Origin of the sequence: Serratia sp. JSRIV006 (assembly GCF_019968685.1) — a bacterium.
Classification (GTDB): domain Bacteria; phylum Pseudomonadota; class Gammaproteobacteria; order Enterobacterales; family Enterobacteriaceae; genus Chania; species Chania fonticola_B.
Genome location: NZ_CP074137.1, coordinates 5,382,143 through 5,398,399, shown reverse-complemented (window position 1 = coordinate 5,398,399; position 16,257 = coordinate 5,382,143). Strand labels below are relative to the sequence as shown.

Annotated in this window: 15 protein-coding genes; 8 read left to right on the top strand and 7 right to left on the bottom strand. The window is 54.8% G+C overall.

Annotated features, from left to right (window positions below):
• Positions 1-70: 70 nt before the first annotated feature.
• A complete protein-coding gene (glgA, locus tag KGP16_RS24995) occupies positions 71-1,504 on the top strand; it encodes a glycogen synthase GlgA (protein ID WP_179253241.1) in 1,434 nt (477 codons plus the stop codon).
• A gap of 24 nt (positions 1,505-1,528) precedes the next feature.
• Positions 1,529-3,976 (top strand): glycogen phosphorylase, encoded by a 2,448-nt coding sequence (glgP, locus tag KGP16_RS24990; protein WP_218520172.1) that lies wholly within the window; start codon positions 1,529-1,531, stop codon positions 3,974-3,976.
• Between the two features lie 96 nt (positions 3,977-4,072).
• On the opposite strand, the gene glpD is transcribed toward glgP, so the two are convergent.
• The 7 genes from glpD to ulaG form a co-directional block, all read right to left on the bottom strand.
• Positions 4,073-5,581 carry a glycerol-3-phosphate dehydrogenase gene (gene glpD / locus KGP16_RS24985; RefSeq protein WP_021807436.1) on the bottom strand — a complete coding sequence of 503 codons (1,509 nt, stop codon included), beginning with the start codon at positions 5,579-5,581 and terminating at the stop codon, positions 4,073-4,075.
• A gap of 363 nt (positions 5,582-5,944) precedes the next feature.
• Positions 5,945-6,703: a DeoR/GlpR family transcriptional regulator gene (locus KGP16_RS24980; protein ID WP_021181740.1), complete on the bottom strand. Its 759-nt coding sequence runs from the start codon at positions 6,701-6,703 to the stop codon at positions 5,945-5,947.
• 33 nt (positions 6,704-6,736) lie between these two features.
• Complete coding sequence (gene glpG, locus KGP16_RS24975) at positions 6,737-7,573, bottom strand: rhomboid family intramembrane serine protease GlpG (protein ID WP_021807440.1); 837 nt, start codon at positions 7,571-7,573, stop codon at positions 6,737-6,739.
• Positions 7,574-7,731: 158 nt separating this feature from the next.
• Positions 7,732-8,058, bottom strand: coding sequence for a thiosulfate sulfurtransferase GlpE (gene glpE, locus KGP16_RS24970; protein WP_021807441.1), 327 nt, complete (start codon positions 8,056-8,058; stop codon positions 7,732-7,734).
• Positions 8,059-8,172: 114 nt separating this feature from the next.
• The gene (locus KGP16_RS24965) at positions 8,173-9,102 is read right to left on the bottom strand and encodes an autotransporter outer membrane beta-barrel domain-containing protein (RefSeq protein WP_094981675.1); all 930 of its coding nucleotides are present in this window, start codon (positions 9,100-9,102) and stop codon (positions 8,173-8,175) included.
• Between the two features lie 300 nt (positions 9,103-9,402).
• A complete protein-coding gene (gene ulaR, locus KGP16_RS24960; protein ID WP_094981674.1) occupies positions 9,403-10,158 on the bottom strand; it encodes an HTH-type transcriptional regulator UlaR in 756 nt (251 codons plus the stop codon).
• A gap of 143 nt (positions 10,159-10,301) precedes the next feature.
• Positions 10,302-11,366: an L-ascorbate 6-phosphate lactonase gene (gene ulaG / locus KGP16_RS24955; RefSeq protein WP_094981673.1), complete on the bottom strand. Its 1,065-nt coding sequence runs from the start codon at positions 11,364-11,366 to the stop codon at positions 10,302-10,304.
• 410 nt (positions 11,367-11,776) lie between these two features.
• Between ulaG and ulaA the strand changes: the two genes are divergently transcribed.
• The 6 genes from ulaA to KGP16_RS24925 are packed head-to-tail and all read left to right on the top strand — an operon-like array spanning position 11,777 to position 16,205.
• Positions 11,777-13,174 (top strand): PTS ascorbate transporter subunit IIC, encoded by a 1,398-nt coding sequence (gene ulaA, locus KGP16_RS24950; RefSeq protein WP_021181734.1) that lies wholly within the window; start codon positions 11,777-11,779, stop codon positions 13,172-13,174.
• Positions 13,175-13,188: 14 nt separating this feature from the next.
• A complete protein-coding gene (gene ulaB, locus KGP16_RS24945) occupies positions 13,189-13,494 on the top strand; it encodes a PTS ascorbate transporter subunit IIB (RefSeq protein WP_094981671.1) in 306 nt (101 codons plus the stop codon).
• A 10-nt stretch (positions 13,495-13,504) separates the two neighbouring features.
• Positions 13,505-13,987: a PTS ascorbate transporter subunit IIA gene (gene ulaC, locus KGP16_RS24940; RefSeq protein ID WP_021181732.1), complete on the top strand. Its 483-nt coding sequence runs from the start codon at positions 13,505-13,507 to the stop codon at positions 13,985-13,987.
• A gap of 5 nt (positions 13,988-13,992) precedes the next feature.
• Positions 13,993-14,649: a 3-keto-L-gulonate-6-phosphate decarboxylase UlaD gene (locus tag KGP16_RS24935; RefSeq protein WP_021181731.1), complete on the top strand. Its 657-nt coding sequence runs from the start codon at positions 13,993-13,995 to the stop codon at positions 14,647-14,649.
• 5 nt (positions 14,650-14,654) lie between these two features.
• Positions 14,655-15,506: an L-ribulose-5-phosphate 3-epimerase gene (locus KGP16_RS24930; protein WP_021181730.1), complete on the top strand. Its 852-nt coding sequence runs from the start codon at positions 14,655-14,657 to the stop codon at positions 15,504-15,506.
• Positions 15,507-15,518: 12 nt separating this feature from the next.
• Positions 15,519-16,205: an L-ribulose-5-phosphate 4-epimerase gene (locus KGP16_RS24925; protein ID WP_223501567.1), complete on the top strand. Its 687-nt coding sequence runs from the start codon at positions 15,519-15,521 to the stop codon at positions 16,203-16,205.
• The last annotated feature ends 52 nt before the right edge of the window (positions 16,206-16,257 follow it).

The following is a 16,257-nucleotide window of genomic DNA, read 5'->3' as shown; positions in this document are numbered from 1 at the left end:
GGACCTTGGGCGTGGCAAGCTGCGCCCGTTATCTCTGTAAAGACGTTTTTACCGAATTTCAGGAGTGATAATGCAGGTTTTACACGTATGTTCCGAGATGTTCCCACTGCTTAAAACCGGCGGGCTTGCAGACGTGGTTGGCGCATTACCGACGGCGCAGATTGCCGCAGGAGCTGATGTTCGGGTGCTATTACCGGCTTTTCCTGACGTGCGCAACGGTATCCCGGACACGGTACTGGTTGCCGAAATCGACTCTTTTGCCGGGCGCGTAGGCCTGCGTTATGGCACCTACCATGGCGTGGGCGTTTACCTGATCGATGCCCCTTGGCTGTACGATCGGCCGGGCAGCCCGTATCACGATCAGTCGATGTACGCCTACCCGGACAACCATCGCCGTTTTGCCTTGCTGGGCTGGATGGCCTGCGAGTTGGCGAAGGGGTTGGATCATTACTGGCGGCCAAAACTGGTCCATGCTCACGACTGGCATGCTGGCTTGGCCTGCGCCTATCTGGCTGCTAATGGCCATCCGGCACGCTCAATCTTCACCGTACACAATCTGGCCTATCAGGGGCTATTTTCCGGCCACCATATGGCGGAGCTGTGGTTGCCACCGTCATTCTTGAATATCTATGGCCTGGAGTTTTATGGCCAGATGTCTTTCCTGAAAGCAGGCTTGTACTACGCTGACCATATCACCGCCGTCAGCCCGACCTATGCGCGTGAAATCACCCAGCCTGAGTTTGGTTACGGGATGGAAGGATTGCTCCAGGAGCGGCAGCGGCAGGGAAGATTGAGCGGCATTCTCAACGGTGTTGATGACAAGATTTGGGACCCGTCACACGATGCGCGCCTGGCGGCACGCTATGACGCCAGCAGCTTGAAAAACAAGGCAAAGAACAAGGTTCATCTGCAAAAAGCCATGGGGCTGCAGGTGGATGAATCGTTGCCACTGTTTGCGGTGGTCAGCCGTTTGACCAACCAGAAAGGGTTGGATCTGGTGCTGGAAGCCCTGCCAGCGTTGCTGGAACAAGGGGGGCAGTTGGTGCTGCTGGGGGCGGGGGACGCAGTATTGCAGCAGGCTTTCCTGGCCGCGGCGGCCGATTATCCGGAACAGGTCGGCGTGCAGATTGGCTACCACGATGCCTTCTCACACCGCATTATCGGCGGAGCGGACGTGATCCTGGTGCCCAGCCGCTTTGAACCTTGCGGGTTAACACAGCTTTATGGCCTGAAATATGGCACGTTGCCGCTGGTGCGCCGCACCGGTGGGTTGGCAGATACGGTGGTGGACTGTGCGCTGGAGAACCTGGCCGACGGCACTGCCAGCGGGTTTGTGTTTGATGATTGTAATGCTGTTGCCCTGGGCAATGCCATTCGGCGTGCTCTGGTGCTGTGGAGCAGGCCGAGACATTGGCATCACGTACAACGCCACGCCATGAGTCTGGATTTTGGCTGGCAAGTCGCGGCAAAGGAATATCTGTCGCTTTATCAACGCTTGTTGTAATCACGTACTTGGGATTGAATTACTATGACTTCACCGTTTAGTTACACCTCACCCACGGTCAGTGTTGAAGCGCTGAAACATTCCATCGCCTATAAACTGATGTTTATTGTCGGTAAGGATCCGGCTATCGCCACTCAGCACGACTGGCTTAATGCCGTGTTGTTTGCGGTGCGCGACAGGATGGTGGAACGTTGGTTGCGATCCAATCGCGCCCAGCTTTCGCAAGATGTCCGGCAGGTGTATTACCTGTCGATGGAGTTTCTGCTTGGCCGTACGCTGTCGAATGCGCTGTTATCGATGGGGATTTACCAGGATATTGAAGACGCACTCAATGAGATGGGCCTGAACCTGAGTGAACTGCTTGAGGAAGAGAACGATCCTGGCCTGGGCAATGGCGGCCTGGGGCGCTTGGCCGCCTGTTTCCTGGATTCGTTGGCTACGCTGGCGCTGCCTGGCCGGGGTTACGGTATCCGCTATGAATACGGCATGTTCAAGCAGAACATCGTCGATGGCCAACAGATGGAGTCGCCGGATTATTGGCTGGAATACGGCAACCCGTGGGAATTCCCACGCCACAATACCCGCTATAAAGTGCGTTTTGGTGGCCGCGTTCAGCAGGAAGGGGCGAAGGCCCGCTGGGTGGAAACCGAAGAGATTATCGCCATCGCCTACGATCAGGTGATCCCGGGTTTCGATACCGATGCCACCAACACGTTGCGTTTGTGGAGCGCTCAGGCCAGTAATGAAATCAACCTGGGTAAGTTCAACCAGGGGGATTATTTTGCCGCAGTGGAAGATAAAAACCACTCCGAGAACGTCTCGCGCGTGCTCTATCCCGATGACTCCACCTATTCCGGGCGTGAACTGCGCCTGCGGCAGGAGTATTTCCTGGTTTCAGCCACTACCCAGGACATCCTCAACCGCCATTGGACGATGCACAAAACCTTCGACAATCTGGCCGACAAGATTGCCATCCACCTCAACGATACCCACCCGGTGTTGTCGATCCCTGAGCTGATGCATCTGCTGATCGATGAGCACAAATTCAGCTGGCTGGATGCCTGGGAAGTGGTGGAAAAGGTATTCTCCTATACCAACCATACCTTGATGAGCGAAGCGCTGGAAACCTGGCCGGTCGATATGCTGGGCAAGATCCTGCCGCGCCACCTGCAGCTGATCTTCGAAATCAACGACCATTTCCTCAAGCAGGTACAGCAAGTGGTGCCGGGGGATGATCAATTGCTGGCACGGGTCTCCATCATTGATGAAACCAACGGGCGTAGGGTACGAATGGCGTGGTTGGCCGTGGTCGCCAGCCATAAGGTGAATGGCGTCTCGGCATTGCACTCCGAATTGATGGTACAGTCGCTGTTTGCCGATTTTGCTCGCGTATTCCCCGATCGCTTCTGCAATAAAACCAACGGGGTAACGCCGCGCCGCTGGCTGGGGTTGGCTAATCGGCCGCTGTCCAAAGTGCTGGATGACAGCATTGGCCATCACTGGCGTACCGATCTCAGCCAGCTTGGCGAAATCAAAGCGAATGCGGATTACCCGAGCTTCTTGCAGGCCGTACAGGTTGCCAAACGGCAGAACAAAGAGCGGCTGGCGGCGTATATCGCGAAAAAGCTCAACGTGGTGGTGAACCCCGACGCGTTGTTCGACGTACAGATCAAACGGATCCACGAATATAAGCGGCAACTGCTGAACGTATTGCATGTGATCACGCGTTATAACCGTCTGCTGCAGGATCCTGATGCCAAACGCGTACCGCGCGTGGTGATCTTCGCGGGTAAAGCGGCTTCGGCCTACTATGCCGCCAAACAGATCATCCGTTTGATCAATGACGTAGCGAAGGTGATCAACAACGATCCGCGAGTGCATGATGATTTGAAGGTGGTGTTTATTCCTAACTACGGGGTAAGCCTGGCCCAGATGATCATTCCGGCGGCCGATCTCTCCGAGCAGATCTCGCTGGCGGGGACAGAGGCTTCGGGCACCAGTAATATGAAGTTTGCTCTCAACGGTGCCTTGACCATAGGCACGCTGGACGGGGCCAACGTCGAAATGCTGGAACACGTGGGTGAAGAGAACATCTTTATCTTTGGCAATACCGCCGAACAGGTGGAGGCGCTGCGCCGCGATGGGTATAACCCACGTCAGTATTACGAACAGGATGAAGAGTTGCATCTGGCTTTGACGCAGATCGCTACCGGTGCGTTCAGCCCTGAAGAACCCCAACGCTACAGCAACCTGTTCGATTCACTGGTCAATCTTGGCGACCACTATCAGCTGTTGGCCGACTACCGCAGCTATGTGGATATGCAGGATAAGGTGGATGAGTTGTATCTCAATCAGGACGACTGGACCCGGCGCGCGATACTCAATATCGCCAACATGGGTTACTTCTCTTCCGACCGCACGATCCAGGAGTACGCGGACGAAATTTGGAATATCAAACCGATAAAGCTGTAATAGCCAAGGGCCGGATCACCGGCCCTTGAATTTAACTTATTACGTACCGTATGCCATAGGGGCGCTGCGTGCTGCGCCCGTCTACTCACACCTCAATCAAGATGCCAATGACAACGCTTTTGGTTTGGCATTGTCTGCCAACCAGGTTTTCACCCGCGCCTGCTGCTCTTCGCTGAGCCACATCCCCAGTTTGGTACGGCGCCACAGGGCATCATCCAGTTCGACAACCCACTCTTTCTCTACCAGATAACGCAGTTCAGCCTCGTACAGGTCATGGCCAAAGTCTTCACCCAAATCGCTCAGGCTATTGGCATTGGCCAGGATCATTTCGCTGTGGCTGCCATAGGTGCGAGCGTAACGGCGAGCCAGAGACTCCGTCATCCAGCCGTGCTGACGGCGCAGTTTAGCGGCATAGCTATCGCGATCGCCGTCAATATTGCCCCCTGGCAGGGAACCGTTTTTGGTCCACGCCGGGCCACAGCCAGGATAGTAGTGAGCCAATTTCTCCATCGCATGCTCGGCCAGCTTGCGGTAGGTGGTGAGTTTGCCACCGAACACGGAAAGCAGTGGGGCTTTGCCCTGCTCGTCATGCACATCCAGCGTATAGTCGCGAGTGACGGCCTGCGGTGAATCAGATTCATCATCACACAGCGGGCGTACGCCAGAGTAGGTCCAGACGATATCGTCACGGCCCAGCTGTTTTTTAAAGTGATCGTTATACACCTTCAACAGATAGTTGATTTCGTTATCGTCGATCTTCACGTCTTTCGGATCACCGTGGTATTCCACGTCGGTGGTGCCGATGATGGAGAACTCATCCAACCACGGAATGACAAATACGATACGGTGGTCTTCGTTCTGCAAGATATAAGACTGTGGCTGGTTATGTGCCCGAGGTACCACGATATGGCTGCCTTTGATCAGGCGGATACCGTAAGGAGACTTGAGCTTCAGGCCATCGTCGAAGAAATGTTTTACCCATGGGCCGGTGGCATTTACCAGGCCTTTGGCGCGCCAGGTAAAGGTTTTGCCACTGTCGACGTCGATGGCTTCCACCATCCACAGACCATTTTCGCGCCAGGCGCGGGTCACTTTGGTGCGGGTGCGCACTTCGCCACCGCGTTCGGCCACGGCTTGGGCATTCAGCACGACCAGGCGCGCATCGTCTACCCAACAATCAGAATATTCGAAACCGCGCTTTAATTCCGGCTTCAGGACGGAGTCTGGTCCAAAGCGCAAACCTTTACTGCCTGGCAGGCTGGTGCGTTTGCCCAAATGATCGTACAGGAACAGGCCGATGCGGATCATCCAGGCCGGACGCAGATGGGGCTGGTGCGGCAGGCGGAAACGCATTGGGAAGGCGATGTGCGGTGCCAGTTTCAGCAGCACTTCACGTTCGGCCAGCGCTTCGCTGACCAGACGAAACTCGTAGTGTTCCAGGTAGCGCAGGCCACCGTGGATCAGTTTTGAACTGGCGGAAGACGTAGCACAGGCCAAGTCTTGCGCTTCAAGCAGCAGTACGGACAGCCCACGCCCGGCTGCATCGGCTGCGATGCCGGCTCCGTTGATACCGCCACCGATAACGATCAAGTCTTTGGTTTCCACGTTAACTTCCTCCTGGTGTTCGAAATAGCTCTTTTATGTTCGTTTTCGCTCATTATTGTAATCGGAAACCAACAAGCAAGCCAAGAGTTAACCAAACAAAAACATTCTTGCGTGATAGAGGTAACAGTTTGGTGATAGTAGGTATACAAATAGAAGGGGTATTAGGGGCATTGGTGTTGGGGAAGCCCCTCACCCCAACCCTCTCCCACGGAGGGATCGAGAACGCCATAAGCTCTTGTTAGAGGGAGAGGGAGTCAGTCCGGTGTCGTGGGTAAGCCGGTGCTGCTGCGGAAAGTGTGGGGGAGGTTCAGCGGACTCGATCGGTTCCCTCTCCCTGTGGGAGAGGGTTAGGGTGAGGGGCGATCAGCAGAGTTCCAGTTGTACGTCGTACTGCTCGATAATCTTCATCACGCTGGGTGGCGGAGCCTGATCGGTAAACAGATAGTCGATCAGGTTCATGTTCCCCAGGTTCACCATCGCGTTACGGCCAAACTTGGAGTGGTCAGTAACCAACATTACGCAGCGGGAGTTTTCGATAATCGCGCGTTTGGTTCGCACTTCGTGATAGTCGAATTCGAGCAACGAGCCATCCATATCGATACCGCTGATGCCGAGAATGCCGAAATCAAGGCGGAACTGGGAGATAAAGTCCAGCGTGGCTTCGCCCATGATGCCGCCATCACGGGTACGGACCTCACCACCGGCCAGGATCAGGCGGAAGTCCTCTTTGGCGGTGAGCAGGGTGGCCACGTTCAGATTATTGGTGACGACCCGCAGATTTTTATGGCCCATCAAGGCGTGGGCTACCGCTTCCGGGGTGGTACCAATATCGATAAACAGTGTGGCACCGTCCGGTATCTGGCTGGCTACGCGCTGGGCGATACGGGCTTTCTCTTCCGACCACATCACCTTGCGATCGTGATAAGCGGTGTTTACCGAACTGGACGGTAACGCAGCGCCACCGTGATGACGCTGTATTTTGTTCTGATCGGCCAGGTCATTCAAATCACGGCGAATGGTTTGCGGGCTGACGGCAAAGTGCTCCACCAGCTCTTCCGTACTGACATATCCCTGTAGGCGCACTAATTCGATAATTGCGTCATGACGCTGTGTTTGCTTCACGATATTCCCCTAATACACCGATGTGCCTGGTTGTTATTGTTCGTTGTGCGCGCGATGCCGCGTATCCCAGAATGCCATTAATAACCCTATCACTAAACCGGCAACGTGTGCCGCATTGGCGATCGACATTCCTAAAATATCGAAATAACCGGCCACCAGCCAGAGCGCGGAAAAGACCATCAAGCCCCTTGGCAGGTTCAAACCGCGTTCCGGTGCGCGTTCACCGCTCAGCCAGACGTAGCCCATCAGCGCGTAAACTACCCCGGAAAGCCCGCCGAACAGCGCACCGCTGAACAACGACTGCGCCCAGCCGCTGAAAAAGGCCGACACTACGGCGATCACAAACAGCTTGCCGGTGCCGAGGCGTTTTTCCAGTGGACCACCAAGATACCACCACCACATCAGGTTAAAGGTAATGTGCAGCAGCGAGAAGTGCAGAAACGCATGGCTGACCCAGCGCCACAGCTGGCCATATTGCGAGCTGTTTTGCGGCCAGGAGAGCCAGAACATGACGGTATCATCACCCAGCACCTGCATCAGGATATAGACCAGAATACACAGGCTCATCACCGTCAGCGTCAGTGGCCCGGCCTTGCTGCGGATGATTTGCAGGTAAGAAAACTGTTGATACTGTAGACCGGCATCGGTGCTGCCTGCCTGCCAACTGGCGGCCTGATAGCGGCGGTTGAACGGATCGAGCAGGAACTGTTGCAATTCGTGTTGCACCTGTTCCAGATGGGCTTCATCCGCCAGCCAGATTTCGGCTGCATCGCCCGTTGCGCGGACTTCAAGTACAACCCCCTGCGTTGCCATGTAATCGACAAAGGCCTGCGCCAGGCGAGGGTTGGAAACGGCGATCACTCGAACCATAGATTTTCCGTCTAAGTAGATGACTTTGGCCACGGGCAAAACCGCCGATGGCATTGGCGGCTGATTATACCGTTGAAATCCTGAGCGCAGGGAAGGGATCTGACAAAAACAGTGCAGAATTCAGCAATTGGCCGCCCAGAAAGGCGGCCAAAAGGGGATTAGGCGGAGGTCTCGACGTCCTGTGGGAACTGGCGGGCCCAGGCCTCAAAGCCGCCATCAATACTGTAAACCGCGTCAAACCCCTGATGCAGCAGATACTGCGCGGCGCTGCGGCTGCTGTTGCCGTGATAGCACATGACCATCACCGGGCGATCGAACTCGTTCTGCTGCATAAAGGCGGACAGGGTGGCGTTGGTCAGATGAAAAGCGCCTGGCGTATGCCCAGCTTCAAAGCTTTGTGGATCGCGGATATCAACCAGTGCGGCGCTACCGTCTTTCAGGCGTTGGTGTGCTTGCACAACGTCGATCGTTTCAAACTGTTCCATAACTGCAAAATACCGGGTAATGGGGAATGCCGGTATTGTATCCAACTTTGGCTGGATTTAGACCAGAGCAACAGCAGGGACTTTATCCCCGCCGACTTACAAGCCTTAGCGTTATTACCAGCGATAGCTCACACCCAAGGTGCCGCCGTAATCCTGGTAGCTGTTGGCTCCCAGGGTGATCCCGCCTTCAAACCACAGCTGCATGTTGTAAGTACTAGGCGAATGCAGGCCTAACTTGACCTCAAACAGATCATCCAGGGAGTTGGATTCTACCCGCGTATCATTAAAGTTGACCGCGTTCTTGCCACTATTATGCCACCAGTTGGTGGCGAGATAGGCGGTGGTATAATCGTCTTGATCGCTATACCAGCGAATGCCGACGCGTGAAGTAAAGTTTGGCGCATCGGCCTGATGAATATAGACGCCCGCTGGGTCCTGATAATTATCGGCATCGAAGCGGTTATAAATAATCTGCAGCTGTGGTTCGATAATTAATTCGAGTGCCGAAAACGGCTGCAAGGCATAGCCGGTTTCCAGCGAGGCGCTAAAACCGGTGCTGTCATAATTCTGCTTGCCTTGGGCATAGGTCACGCTGTTGTTAAACCAGGCATATTGCAGCCAGGAATCCACATACGCCCCAGAATGCTTTTTCTTATCCTGATACCAGGTGCTGTAAGCGCCGATAGAATAGCCGTCGACTTTACCTTCGGATGAGAGGGTGGCGTTGTTAGCGCTGCTCTTGGCGTGGCCGTAGCCGGTCATCAGGCCTGCCGTCCACTCTTCTTTGTTGTTATCCAAGGCCAGCAAATCCCCGCCAAGCATAAAGACCTGACGATCCATATCGACGGGCAAGCCGTTATCGCCCGCGCTCAGATCCTTACTGTGATAACCCGAAACGCGCATCCAGAATTGACTGTCCCCTGGCGCGGTCTTTCTTTGGTGCAAGGTATGAGAAAATAACGTTGATGCGGCAACCTGATTCCCCAGATAAACCCCGGCGTCGGGCCGAGAACTATAATCGATGAGGGTATCCGTGCTCGCCATGGCTTGAGAGCCAATAAGATAAATTCCGGCTGTAATAAGTGTTTTGCTGTTTATTGCCACAATCCCAACTCCCTATGGAAATTTGCCGCAATAGTACCCAGATGAAACGATAATGTCATGAGAAAACAGGCGGGCTTTAGATTGACCGCCAGTGATATTGCTCGACCTATTTATTTGGTGGATATATCCAGCTCTATACATTCTCTAAACTATAGGTTGCTGAACAAAAGGAGGATTAATGCTCATCTTGGGAAATCCCCCAAGATGACAAAAATAGATAGCAGGGCAGCGGCATAGAGGTTAAACCAGCTGTACATCCACCCCTTGCAGGCGCAGTTGCTCGACTATCGCCGGATCGGCATCGCGCCCGGTAATGACGATGCCGATCTGCTCGGTGCGGCTGAACAGCATACCCGCGCGTTGCCCGACCTTGCTGCTATCGACCAACACTACCAACTTACCGACGTAGTTCAGCATCTTCTGTTCGGCCATGGCGGTGAGCATATCGGTTTTATACAGTCCGTCGCTGGTGAGGCCGATACCGCTGGTGAACATCCAATGCCCGGCATACAGGGTGGCATCGCCGTCCTGCGGTGCCAGGGTGATCGACTGACTTTTATTATACTGGCCGCCCATAATCACCACGCTTTCGTGTTCACGCTCGATCAGGTAATTGGCCAGCGGCAGGTAGTTGGTGATCACCTGTACCTCTTTACCGCACATCTCGCGCCCCAGCAGGAACGCAGTGGAACCGCAGTTGATCACCACGCTCTCCCCTGCCTGGCAAAGCTGGGCGGCCGCTTTGGCGATACGCATCTTTTCATCTAGATGCTGAGTCTGATGGATATTGAGCGGTGTCCAGGTGGGGCGCGGGGTGCTGGTGGCTTCGGCACCGTTACGCACCTTGCGCAGTTTGCCGGTCTCATTGAGCTTATTGATGTCGCGGCGCGCGGTTGCCGGTGAGATCTCAAAGGCGCTAATCACATCAGCCACGGAGATTTGCCCCTTACGCTGTAAGAGATCGAGAATGGCATTATGGCGCTGGGATTCGGTCATGCAGGCTCCGTCGAGAAATGAGAACGTTACCCCATCGTCAGGGGATATACCGTGATTATATGCTCACCTGCTGATGATTTGAATCATTCATGTGCAGAAGTGCGCATAAAGCTGCACCGGCGTCCCGTTCTCATGCCTAACCGTTACAGGAAGGATTTAAACGGCAGATCCGGCTCAAGGGTAAAGCAATCTTCAAAGCCGCGTGGATAGTGGTATTCAAAGTTGTCTTTATCCAGCGGCCAGGTGAATTTGCCCCCCACCTGCCAGATAAACGGCTTGAAGCCATATTTCAGCCGGTCCTTTTTCATTTCCCACAGCACGCGGATTTCCTGTGGATCGGCCTGGAAATTCGACCAGATATCATGATGGAACGGGATCACCACCTTGGCATTGAGCGATTCCGCCATGCGCAGAATGTCGGCGCTGGTCATTTTATCGGTAATGCCGCGTGGGTTTTCGCCATAGGAGCCGAGCGCCACGTCGATCTGGTGATCGTTACCGTGCTTGGCGTAATAGTTGGAGTAGTGGGAATCCCCGCTGTGGTAAAGATTGCCGCCAGGGGTCTTGAACAGGTAGTTGACCGCCCGCTGATCCATACCGTCTGGCAGCATACCCGCTGCTTTTTGCTCCACCGGCAAGGTGATCAGCGCTGTGCGGTCGAAGGCATCCAATGCGTGGATTTCTACATCTTTGATTTTGATGACATCACCAGGTTTCACCACGATGCAACGCTCTGCCGGTACTCCCCAGCCAAGCCAGATGTCCACGCAGCTCTGCGGCCCAATAAAGGGCACCGTGGCGGCACAGTTCTGCATCACTGCCGCAGCAACGTTGACGTCGATATGGTCATTATGATCGTGAGTGGCTAGCACCGCATCAATCTGTTTGATGGCAAAGGGATCGAGGACGAACGGCGTGGTGCGCAGATTAGGCTGCAGCTTTTTTACTCCGGCCATGCGTTGCATCTGGTGGCCGGTTTTCATCAGCGGATTAGCATGGCTCTGCTTACCGGTACCGCACCAGAAATCGACACACAGGTTGGCATTTTCCTCTGATTTTAACCAGATACCGGTACATCCCAGCCACCACATGGAGAAGGTGCCGGGGGCAACCTGTTCCTGCTCAATCTCTTCATTCAGCCAGGAGCCCCACTCCGGAAAGGTATTCAGGATCCATGACTCGCGGGTAATGGTGGCGACTTTACTCATGATTTATTCCTCATTTTCAGGGGTGGCTACATCATATTTAATCACAAATTATCATTTAATGATTTGTTGTGACTTGTTTTGCTGAATTTAGCACCGTTTATGCGCGCTGGCAACCAGTGTTTAATCGCTAGTAAACCGGCTTTTCGGTGCCATTCACCGGCCTTATGTTCAGTGGTTTAATCATTAACTTGTATTTAATTCAATGGGTAATGGAATGCTTCTCAACTCGGCTCGTTGAATGCACAGACTTTTTCCATATAACTTGCGAGGTTGTTCACAAATAATCATTTATGATCTTTTGGTGATTCACTGTGATTGCTATGGTAAGCCTGTCCCTGCGTTACGGTGACGCACTGTTCTAGCGACCAGCGGCGTTCCCTACGGCGCATAAACGCTACATGGAGAGCCGTATGGAAACCCTCTACACCATCTTCACCGTCTTTTTTAATCAGGTGATGACCAATGCCCCGCTACTACTGGGCCTGGTTACGCTGCTGGGCTATCTGTTGCTGCGCAAAAGCGCGGCGGTGATCATCAAAGGCACCATCAAGACCATCATCGGCTTTATGCTGTTACAGGCCGGTTCGGGCATCCTGACCGGCACCTTCAAACCCGTGGTGGCCAAGCTTTCTGAGGTTTATGGCATCAACGGTGCCATCTCCGACACTTATGCCTCGATGATGGCGACCATTGAACGGATGGGGGATGCTTACAGCTGGGTGGGCTATGCGGTATTGCTGGCACTGGCGCTGAATATTGTCTACGTCTTGCTGCGGCGCATCACCGGTATCCGTACCATCATGCTGACGGGCCATATCATGTTCCAGCAGGTGGGGTTGATCGCGGTGTTCTTCTACATCTCGGGCTACGACATGTGGACCACCATATTGTGTAGTGCCCTGATCGCCTCGCTGTATTGGGGGATCACTTCCAACATGATGTTCAAGCCAACCCAGTCGGTGACGGAAAACAGCGGTTTTTCCATCGGTCACCAGCAGCAGTTCGCCTCCTGGGTAGCCTATAAGGTGGCACCTTATCTCGGTAAAAAAGAGGACAGCGTGGAAGACCTCAAGCTGCCCGGCTGGCTGAATATCTTCCACGACAATATCGTTTCTACCGCCATCGTGATGACGGTGTTCTTTGGCATCATCCTCTGCTCTTTCGGGCTGGATACCCTGCAACAGATGGCGGGTAAAACCCATTGGACGATCTACATCCTGCAAACCGGCCTGATGTTTGCCGTCGCCATCTTCATCATCGTTCAGGGCGTGCGGATGTTCGTTGCCGAACTGACCGAAGCCTTCAACGGTATCTCTCAACGCCTGATCCCTGGGGCCGTGCTGGCCATCGACTGCGCCGCCATTTACAGCTTTGCGCCCAATGCCGTGGTGTGGGGCTTTATGTGGGGCACGGTGGGGCAACTGATCGCCGTGGGCGTACTGCTGGCGGTCGGCTCCTCCATCATGATCATTCCCGGTTTTATTCCCATGTTTTTCTCCAACGCCACCATCGGCGTGTTTGCCAACCATTTCGGCGGCTGGCGTGCGGCGATGAAGATTTGCCTGGTGATGGGGATGATCGAAATCTTTGGCTGCGTGTGGGCCATCAAACTGACCGGGCTCAGTGCCTGGATGGGCATGGCGGACTGGTCAATCCTGGCTCCGCCGCTGATGCAGGGCCTGAGTTTCGGCCTGTGGTTTATGGGCGTGGTGGTGATTATTGCGCTGCTGTACATGTTCTTCGCCGGGCGCACGCTGCGCGCGGAGGAAGATGCGGAAAAACAACTCACCGAATCAGCTTCAAATTAACTGGAGAGCACATCATGACAGTACGAATTCTGGCGGTATGCGGTTGTGGGCAAGGCAGTTCCATGATCATGAAAATGAAAGTCGACCAGTTCCTCACCCAGCAGGGCGTAGACCATACGGTCAACAGCTGCGCAGTAGGGGAGTACAAATCCGAACTGAGCGGTGCCGACATCATCATTGCTTCCACCCACGTGGCGGATGAAATCACCGTCAGTGGCAACAAGTATGTCGTGGGGGTGCGCAATATGCTGTCTGCCGCCGATTTCGGCCCCAAGCTGATGGAGGTGATTGGCGCTCACTTCTCCAAAGACATCAAGTGAGGCAACGGTAATGAAACTGAGTGATTCGCTGGTGCACAATCAGTCGATTTTGTTGCAGGCAGAGGCGCAAGACTGGCAGCAGGCGGTGAAGATTGGTGTCGATCTGCTGGTGGAGGCCGGCGTAGTCGAGCCGCGCTATTTCAACGCCATTCTGGCCGGGGTTGAGCAGTTTGGCCCGTATTTTGTGTTGGCTCCGGGGCTGGCAATGCCTCACGGCAGGCCGGAGGAAGGGGTATTAAAAACCGGTTTTGCTCTGGTCACGCTGAAAACGCCGGTCTGTTTTGGCGATGAGGACAACGACCCCATCGATATCTTGATCACCATGGCGGCGGTGGATGCCAAAACGCATCAGGAGGTCGGCATCTTACAGGTGGTTAACCTGTTTGAGGATGAGGCCAACTTTGATCGCCTGCGAGCCTGCCGTACGCCACAGCAGGTAGTGGATTTGATTAACCTGACTTCTGCCGCTGTGGCAGAACACCAAGGAGAGTAAGCAAGATGGCAAACACTTTACCGATGTTGCAGGTCGCGCTGGATAACCAGTCGATGGATGATGCTTATCGTACCACGCGCCTGATCGCCAACGAGGTCGATATCATCGAGGTTGGCACCATTCTGTGTGTGGCCGAAGGGGTGCGTGCGGTGCGCGATCTGAAGGCGCTTTATCCAGACCGCATCGTACTGGCGGATGCCAAAATTGCCGACGCTGGCAAGATCCTCTCACGCATGTGCTTTGAGGCTAATGCCGACTGGGTTACGGTGATCTGCTGTGCCGATATCAACACCACCAAAGGGGCGTTAGAGGTAGCCAAAGAGTTTAACGGTGATGTGCAGATTGAGCTGACCGGTTTCTGGACCTGGGAACAGGCGCAGGAGTGGCGTGATGCGGGGATCCTGCAAGTGGTTTACCACCGCAGCCGTGATGCGCAGGCCGCCGGGGTTGCCTGGAGCGATGCGGATATCAGCGCCATCAAACGCCTGACCAGCATGGGCTTCAAGGTCACCGTGACCGGCGGATTGGCTCTGGAAGATCTGCCGCTGTTCAAGGGCATTCCAATCCATGTGTTTATTGCTGGCCGCAGCATTCGTGATGCCGCCGATCCCGTGGCCAGCGCCCGCGAGTTCAAACGCGCCATTGCACAACTGTGGGGCTGACGATTATGTTGCAGCAAACCGTTCCTTTGGGCATCTACGAAAAGGCACTACCTGCGGGTGAAAACTGGCTCACGCGCCTGAATCTGGCGCGTGAGCTGGGGTTTGATTTTGTCGAAATGTCGATCGATGAAAGCGACCCGCGTTTGGCCCGCCTGGGCTGGAGCCAGGAACAGCGTTTGGCGCTGGTGAATGCGGTAGTTAGCAGTGGAGTGCGTGTGCCTTCTCTGTGCCTGAGCGCTCACCGGCGCTTTCCGCTGGGCAGCGAAGATGATGAGGTACGCGAGCAAGGCTTGGCGATCATGCAACAGGCCATCCGGCTGGCGCAAGACACGGGTATCCGGGTGATTCAACTGGCGGGCTACGATGTTTACTATCAGCAGGCCAACGATAATACCCGGGCCAGATTCCGCGCGGCGTTGCAGCAGGCGGTGGTCATGGCTAGCCGGGCGCAGGTCATGCTGGCAATGGAGATCATGGATTATCCGCTGATGAATTCCATCAGCAAGGCTCTGGGCTACGTCCATTTCTTGAATAACCCCTGGTTCCAGATCTACCCGGATGTCGGCAATCTATCGGCCTGGGATAACGACGTGCCGATGGAGTTAATGGCTGGGCGCGGTCATATTGTGGCGGTGCATGTGAAAGATACGCAGCCCGGCGTGTTCAAGGGCGTACCTTTCGGAGAGGGGATCGTGGATTTTGAACGCTGCTTTACCGCGTTGTTGCAAAGCGGTTATTGCGGCCCATATCTCATCGAGATGTGGAGCGGGGAGGCTGCAGACCCGATCCGTGAAGTAAAGGCAGCGCGTGCTTGGGTGGTGGAGAGTATGGCCAAGGCCGGGATGGTTATTTCATAGGAGAGAATGATGCTGGAGCAGCTGAAACTGCAGGTCTATGCCGGCAATATGGCTCTGCCTGCACAAGGTTTGGTGACCTACACCTGGGGAAACGTCAGCGGTATAGATCGTGAGCGCGGGGCAATAGTGATCAAACCGAGCGGAGTGCCCTATGAGCAGATGCAGGTTGAAGATATGGTGGTGGTGGACTTGGCGGGGCGAGTGCTGGAAGGGCGCTGGCGTCCATCATCCGACACGCCAACTCACCTGGCATTGTATCGGCGCTATTCGCAATTGGGGGGAATTGTTCATACCCATTCCACGCACGCTACCGCCTGGGCGCAGGCAGGCAGCGCGATCCCGGCGCTTGGCACCACGCATGCTGATTACTTTGCGGGAGATATTCCTTGCACTCGTGGCTTAACGGTGGCGGAGGTTGAAGGGGAATATGAACTGGAAACCGGGCGGGTAATTGTGGAAACGTTGGGTGAACATGACCCCATGCATACGCCCGGCATTGTGGTTTATCAGCATGGCCCGTTCAGTTGGGGCTCTACCGTGGACGAGGCGGTACATAATGCGGTGGTGCTGGAAGAGGTGGCGCGCATGGCCTGGATCAGTTGTGGTATCAACCCGGCATTACGCCCTCTCGATGCCCATTTACAACACAAGCATTTCAGCCGTAAGCATGGGTCTGATGCCTATTATGGGCAGCGATGACATCACCAGTTGGCAATCGTGGCGCTGCAGTTAAAAGCAAAGGCTACACTGT

What these genes read in the sequence shown, in the direction of transcription:
- KGP16_RS24965 (WP_094981675.1), bottom strand. Translation starts at nt 9,102, where the DNA reads ATGGCGAGCACGGATACCCTCATCGATTATAGTTCTCGGCCCGACGCC.
- ulaA (WP_021181734.1), top strand. Translation starts at nt 11,777, where the DNA reads ATGGAAACCCTCTACACCATCTTCACCGTCTTTTTTAATCAGGTGATG.
- glgP (WP_218520172.1), top strand. Translation starts at nt 1,529, where the DNA reads ATGACTTCACCGTTTAGTTACACCTCACCCACGGTCAGTGTTGAAGCG.
- KGP16_RS24935 (WP_021181731.1), top strand. Translation starts at nt 13,993, where the DNA reads ATGGCAAACACTTTACCGATGTTGCAGGTCGCGCTGGATAACCAGTCG.
- KGP16_RS24930 (WP_021181730.1), top strand. Translation starts at nt 14,655, where the DNA reads ATGTTGCAGCAAACCGTTCCTTTGGGCATCTACGAAAAGGCACTACCT.
- ulaR (WP_094981674.1), bottom strand. Translation starts at nt 10,158, where the DNA reads ATGACCGAATCCCAGCGCCATAATGCCATTCTCGATCTCTTACAGCGT.
- ulaB (WP_094981671.1), top strand. Translation starts at nt 13,189, where the DNA reads ATGACAGTACGAATTCTGGCGGTATGCGGTTGTGGGCAAGGCAGTTCC.
- glgA (WP_179253241.1), top strand. Translation starts at nt 71, where the DNA reads ATGCAGGTTTTACACGTATGTTCCGAGATGTTCCCACTGCTTAAAACC.
- ulaC (WP_021181732.1), top strand. Translation starts at nt 13,505, where the DNA reads ATGAAACTGAGTGATTCGCTGGTGCACAATCAGTCGATTTTGTTGCAG.
- ulaG (WP_094981673.1), bottom strand. Translation starts at nt 11,366, where the DNA reads ATGAGTAAAGTCGCCACCATTACCCGCGAGTCATGGATCCTGAATACC.
- glpG (WP_021807440.1), bottom strand. Translation starts at nt 7,573, where the DNA reads ATGGTTCGAGTGATCGCCGTTTCCAACCCTCGCCTGGCGCAGGCCTTT.
- glpE (WP_021807441.1), bottom strand. Translation starts at nt 8,058, where the DNA reads ATGGAACAGTTTGAAACGATCGACGTTGTGCAAGCACACCAACGCCTG.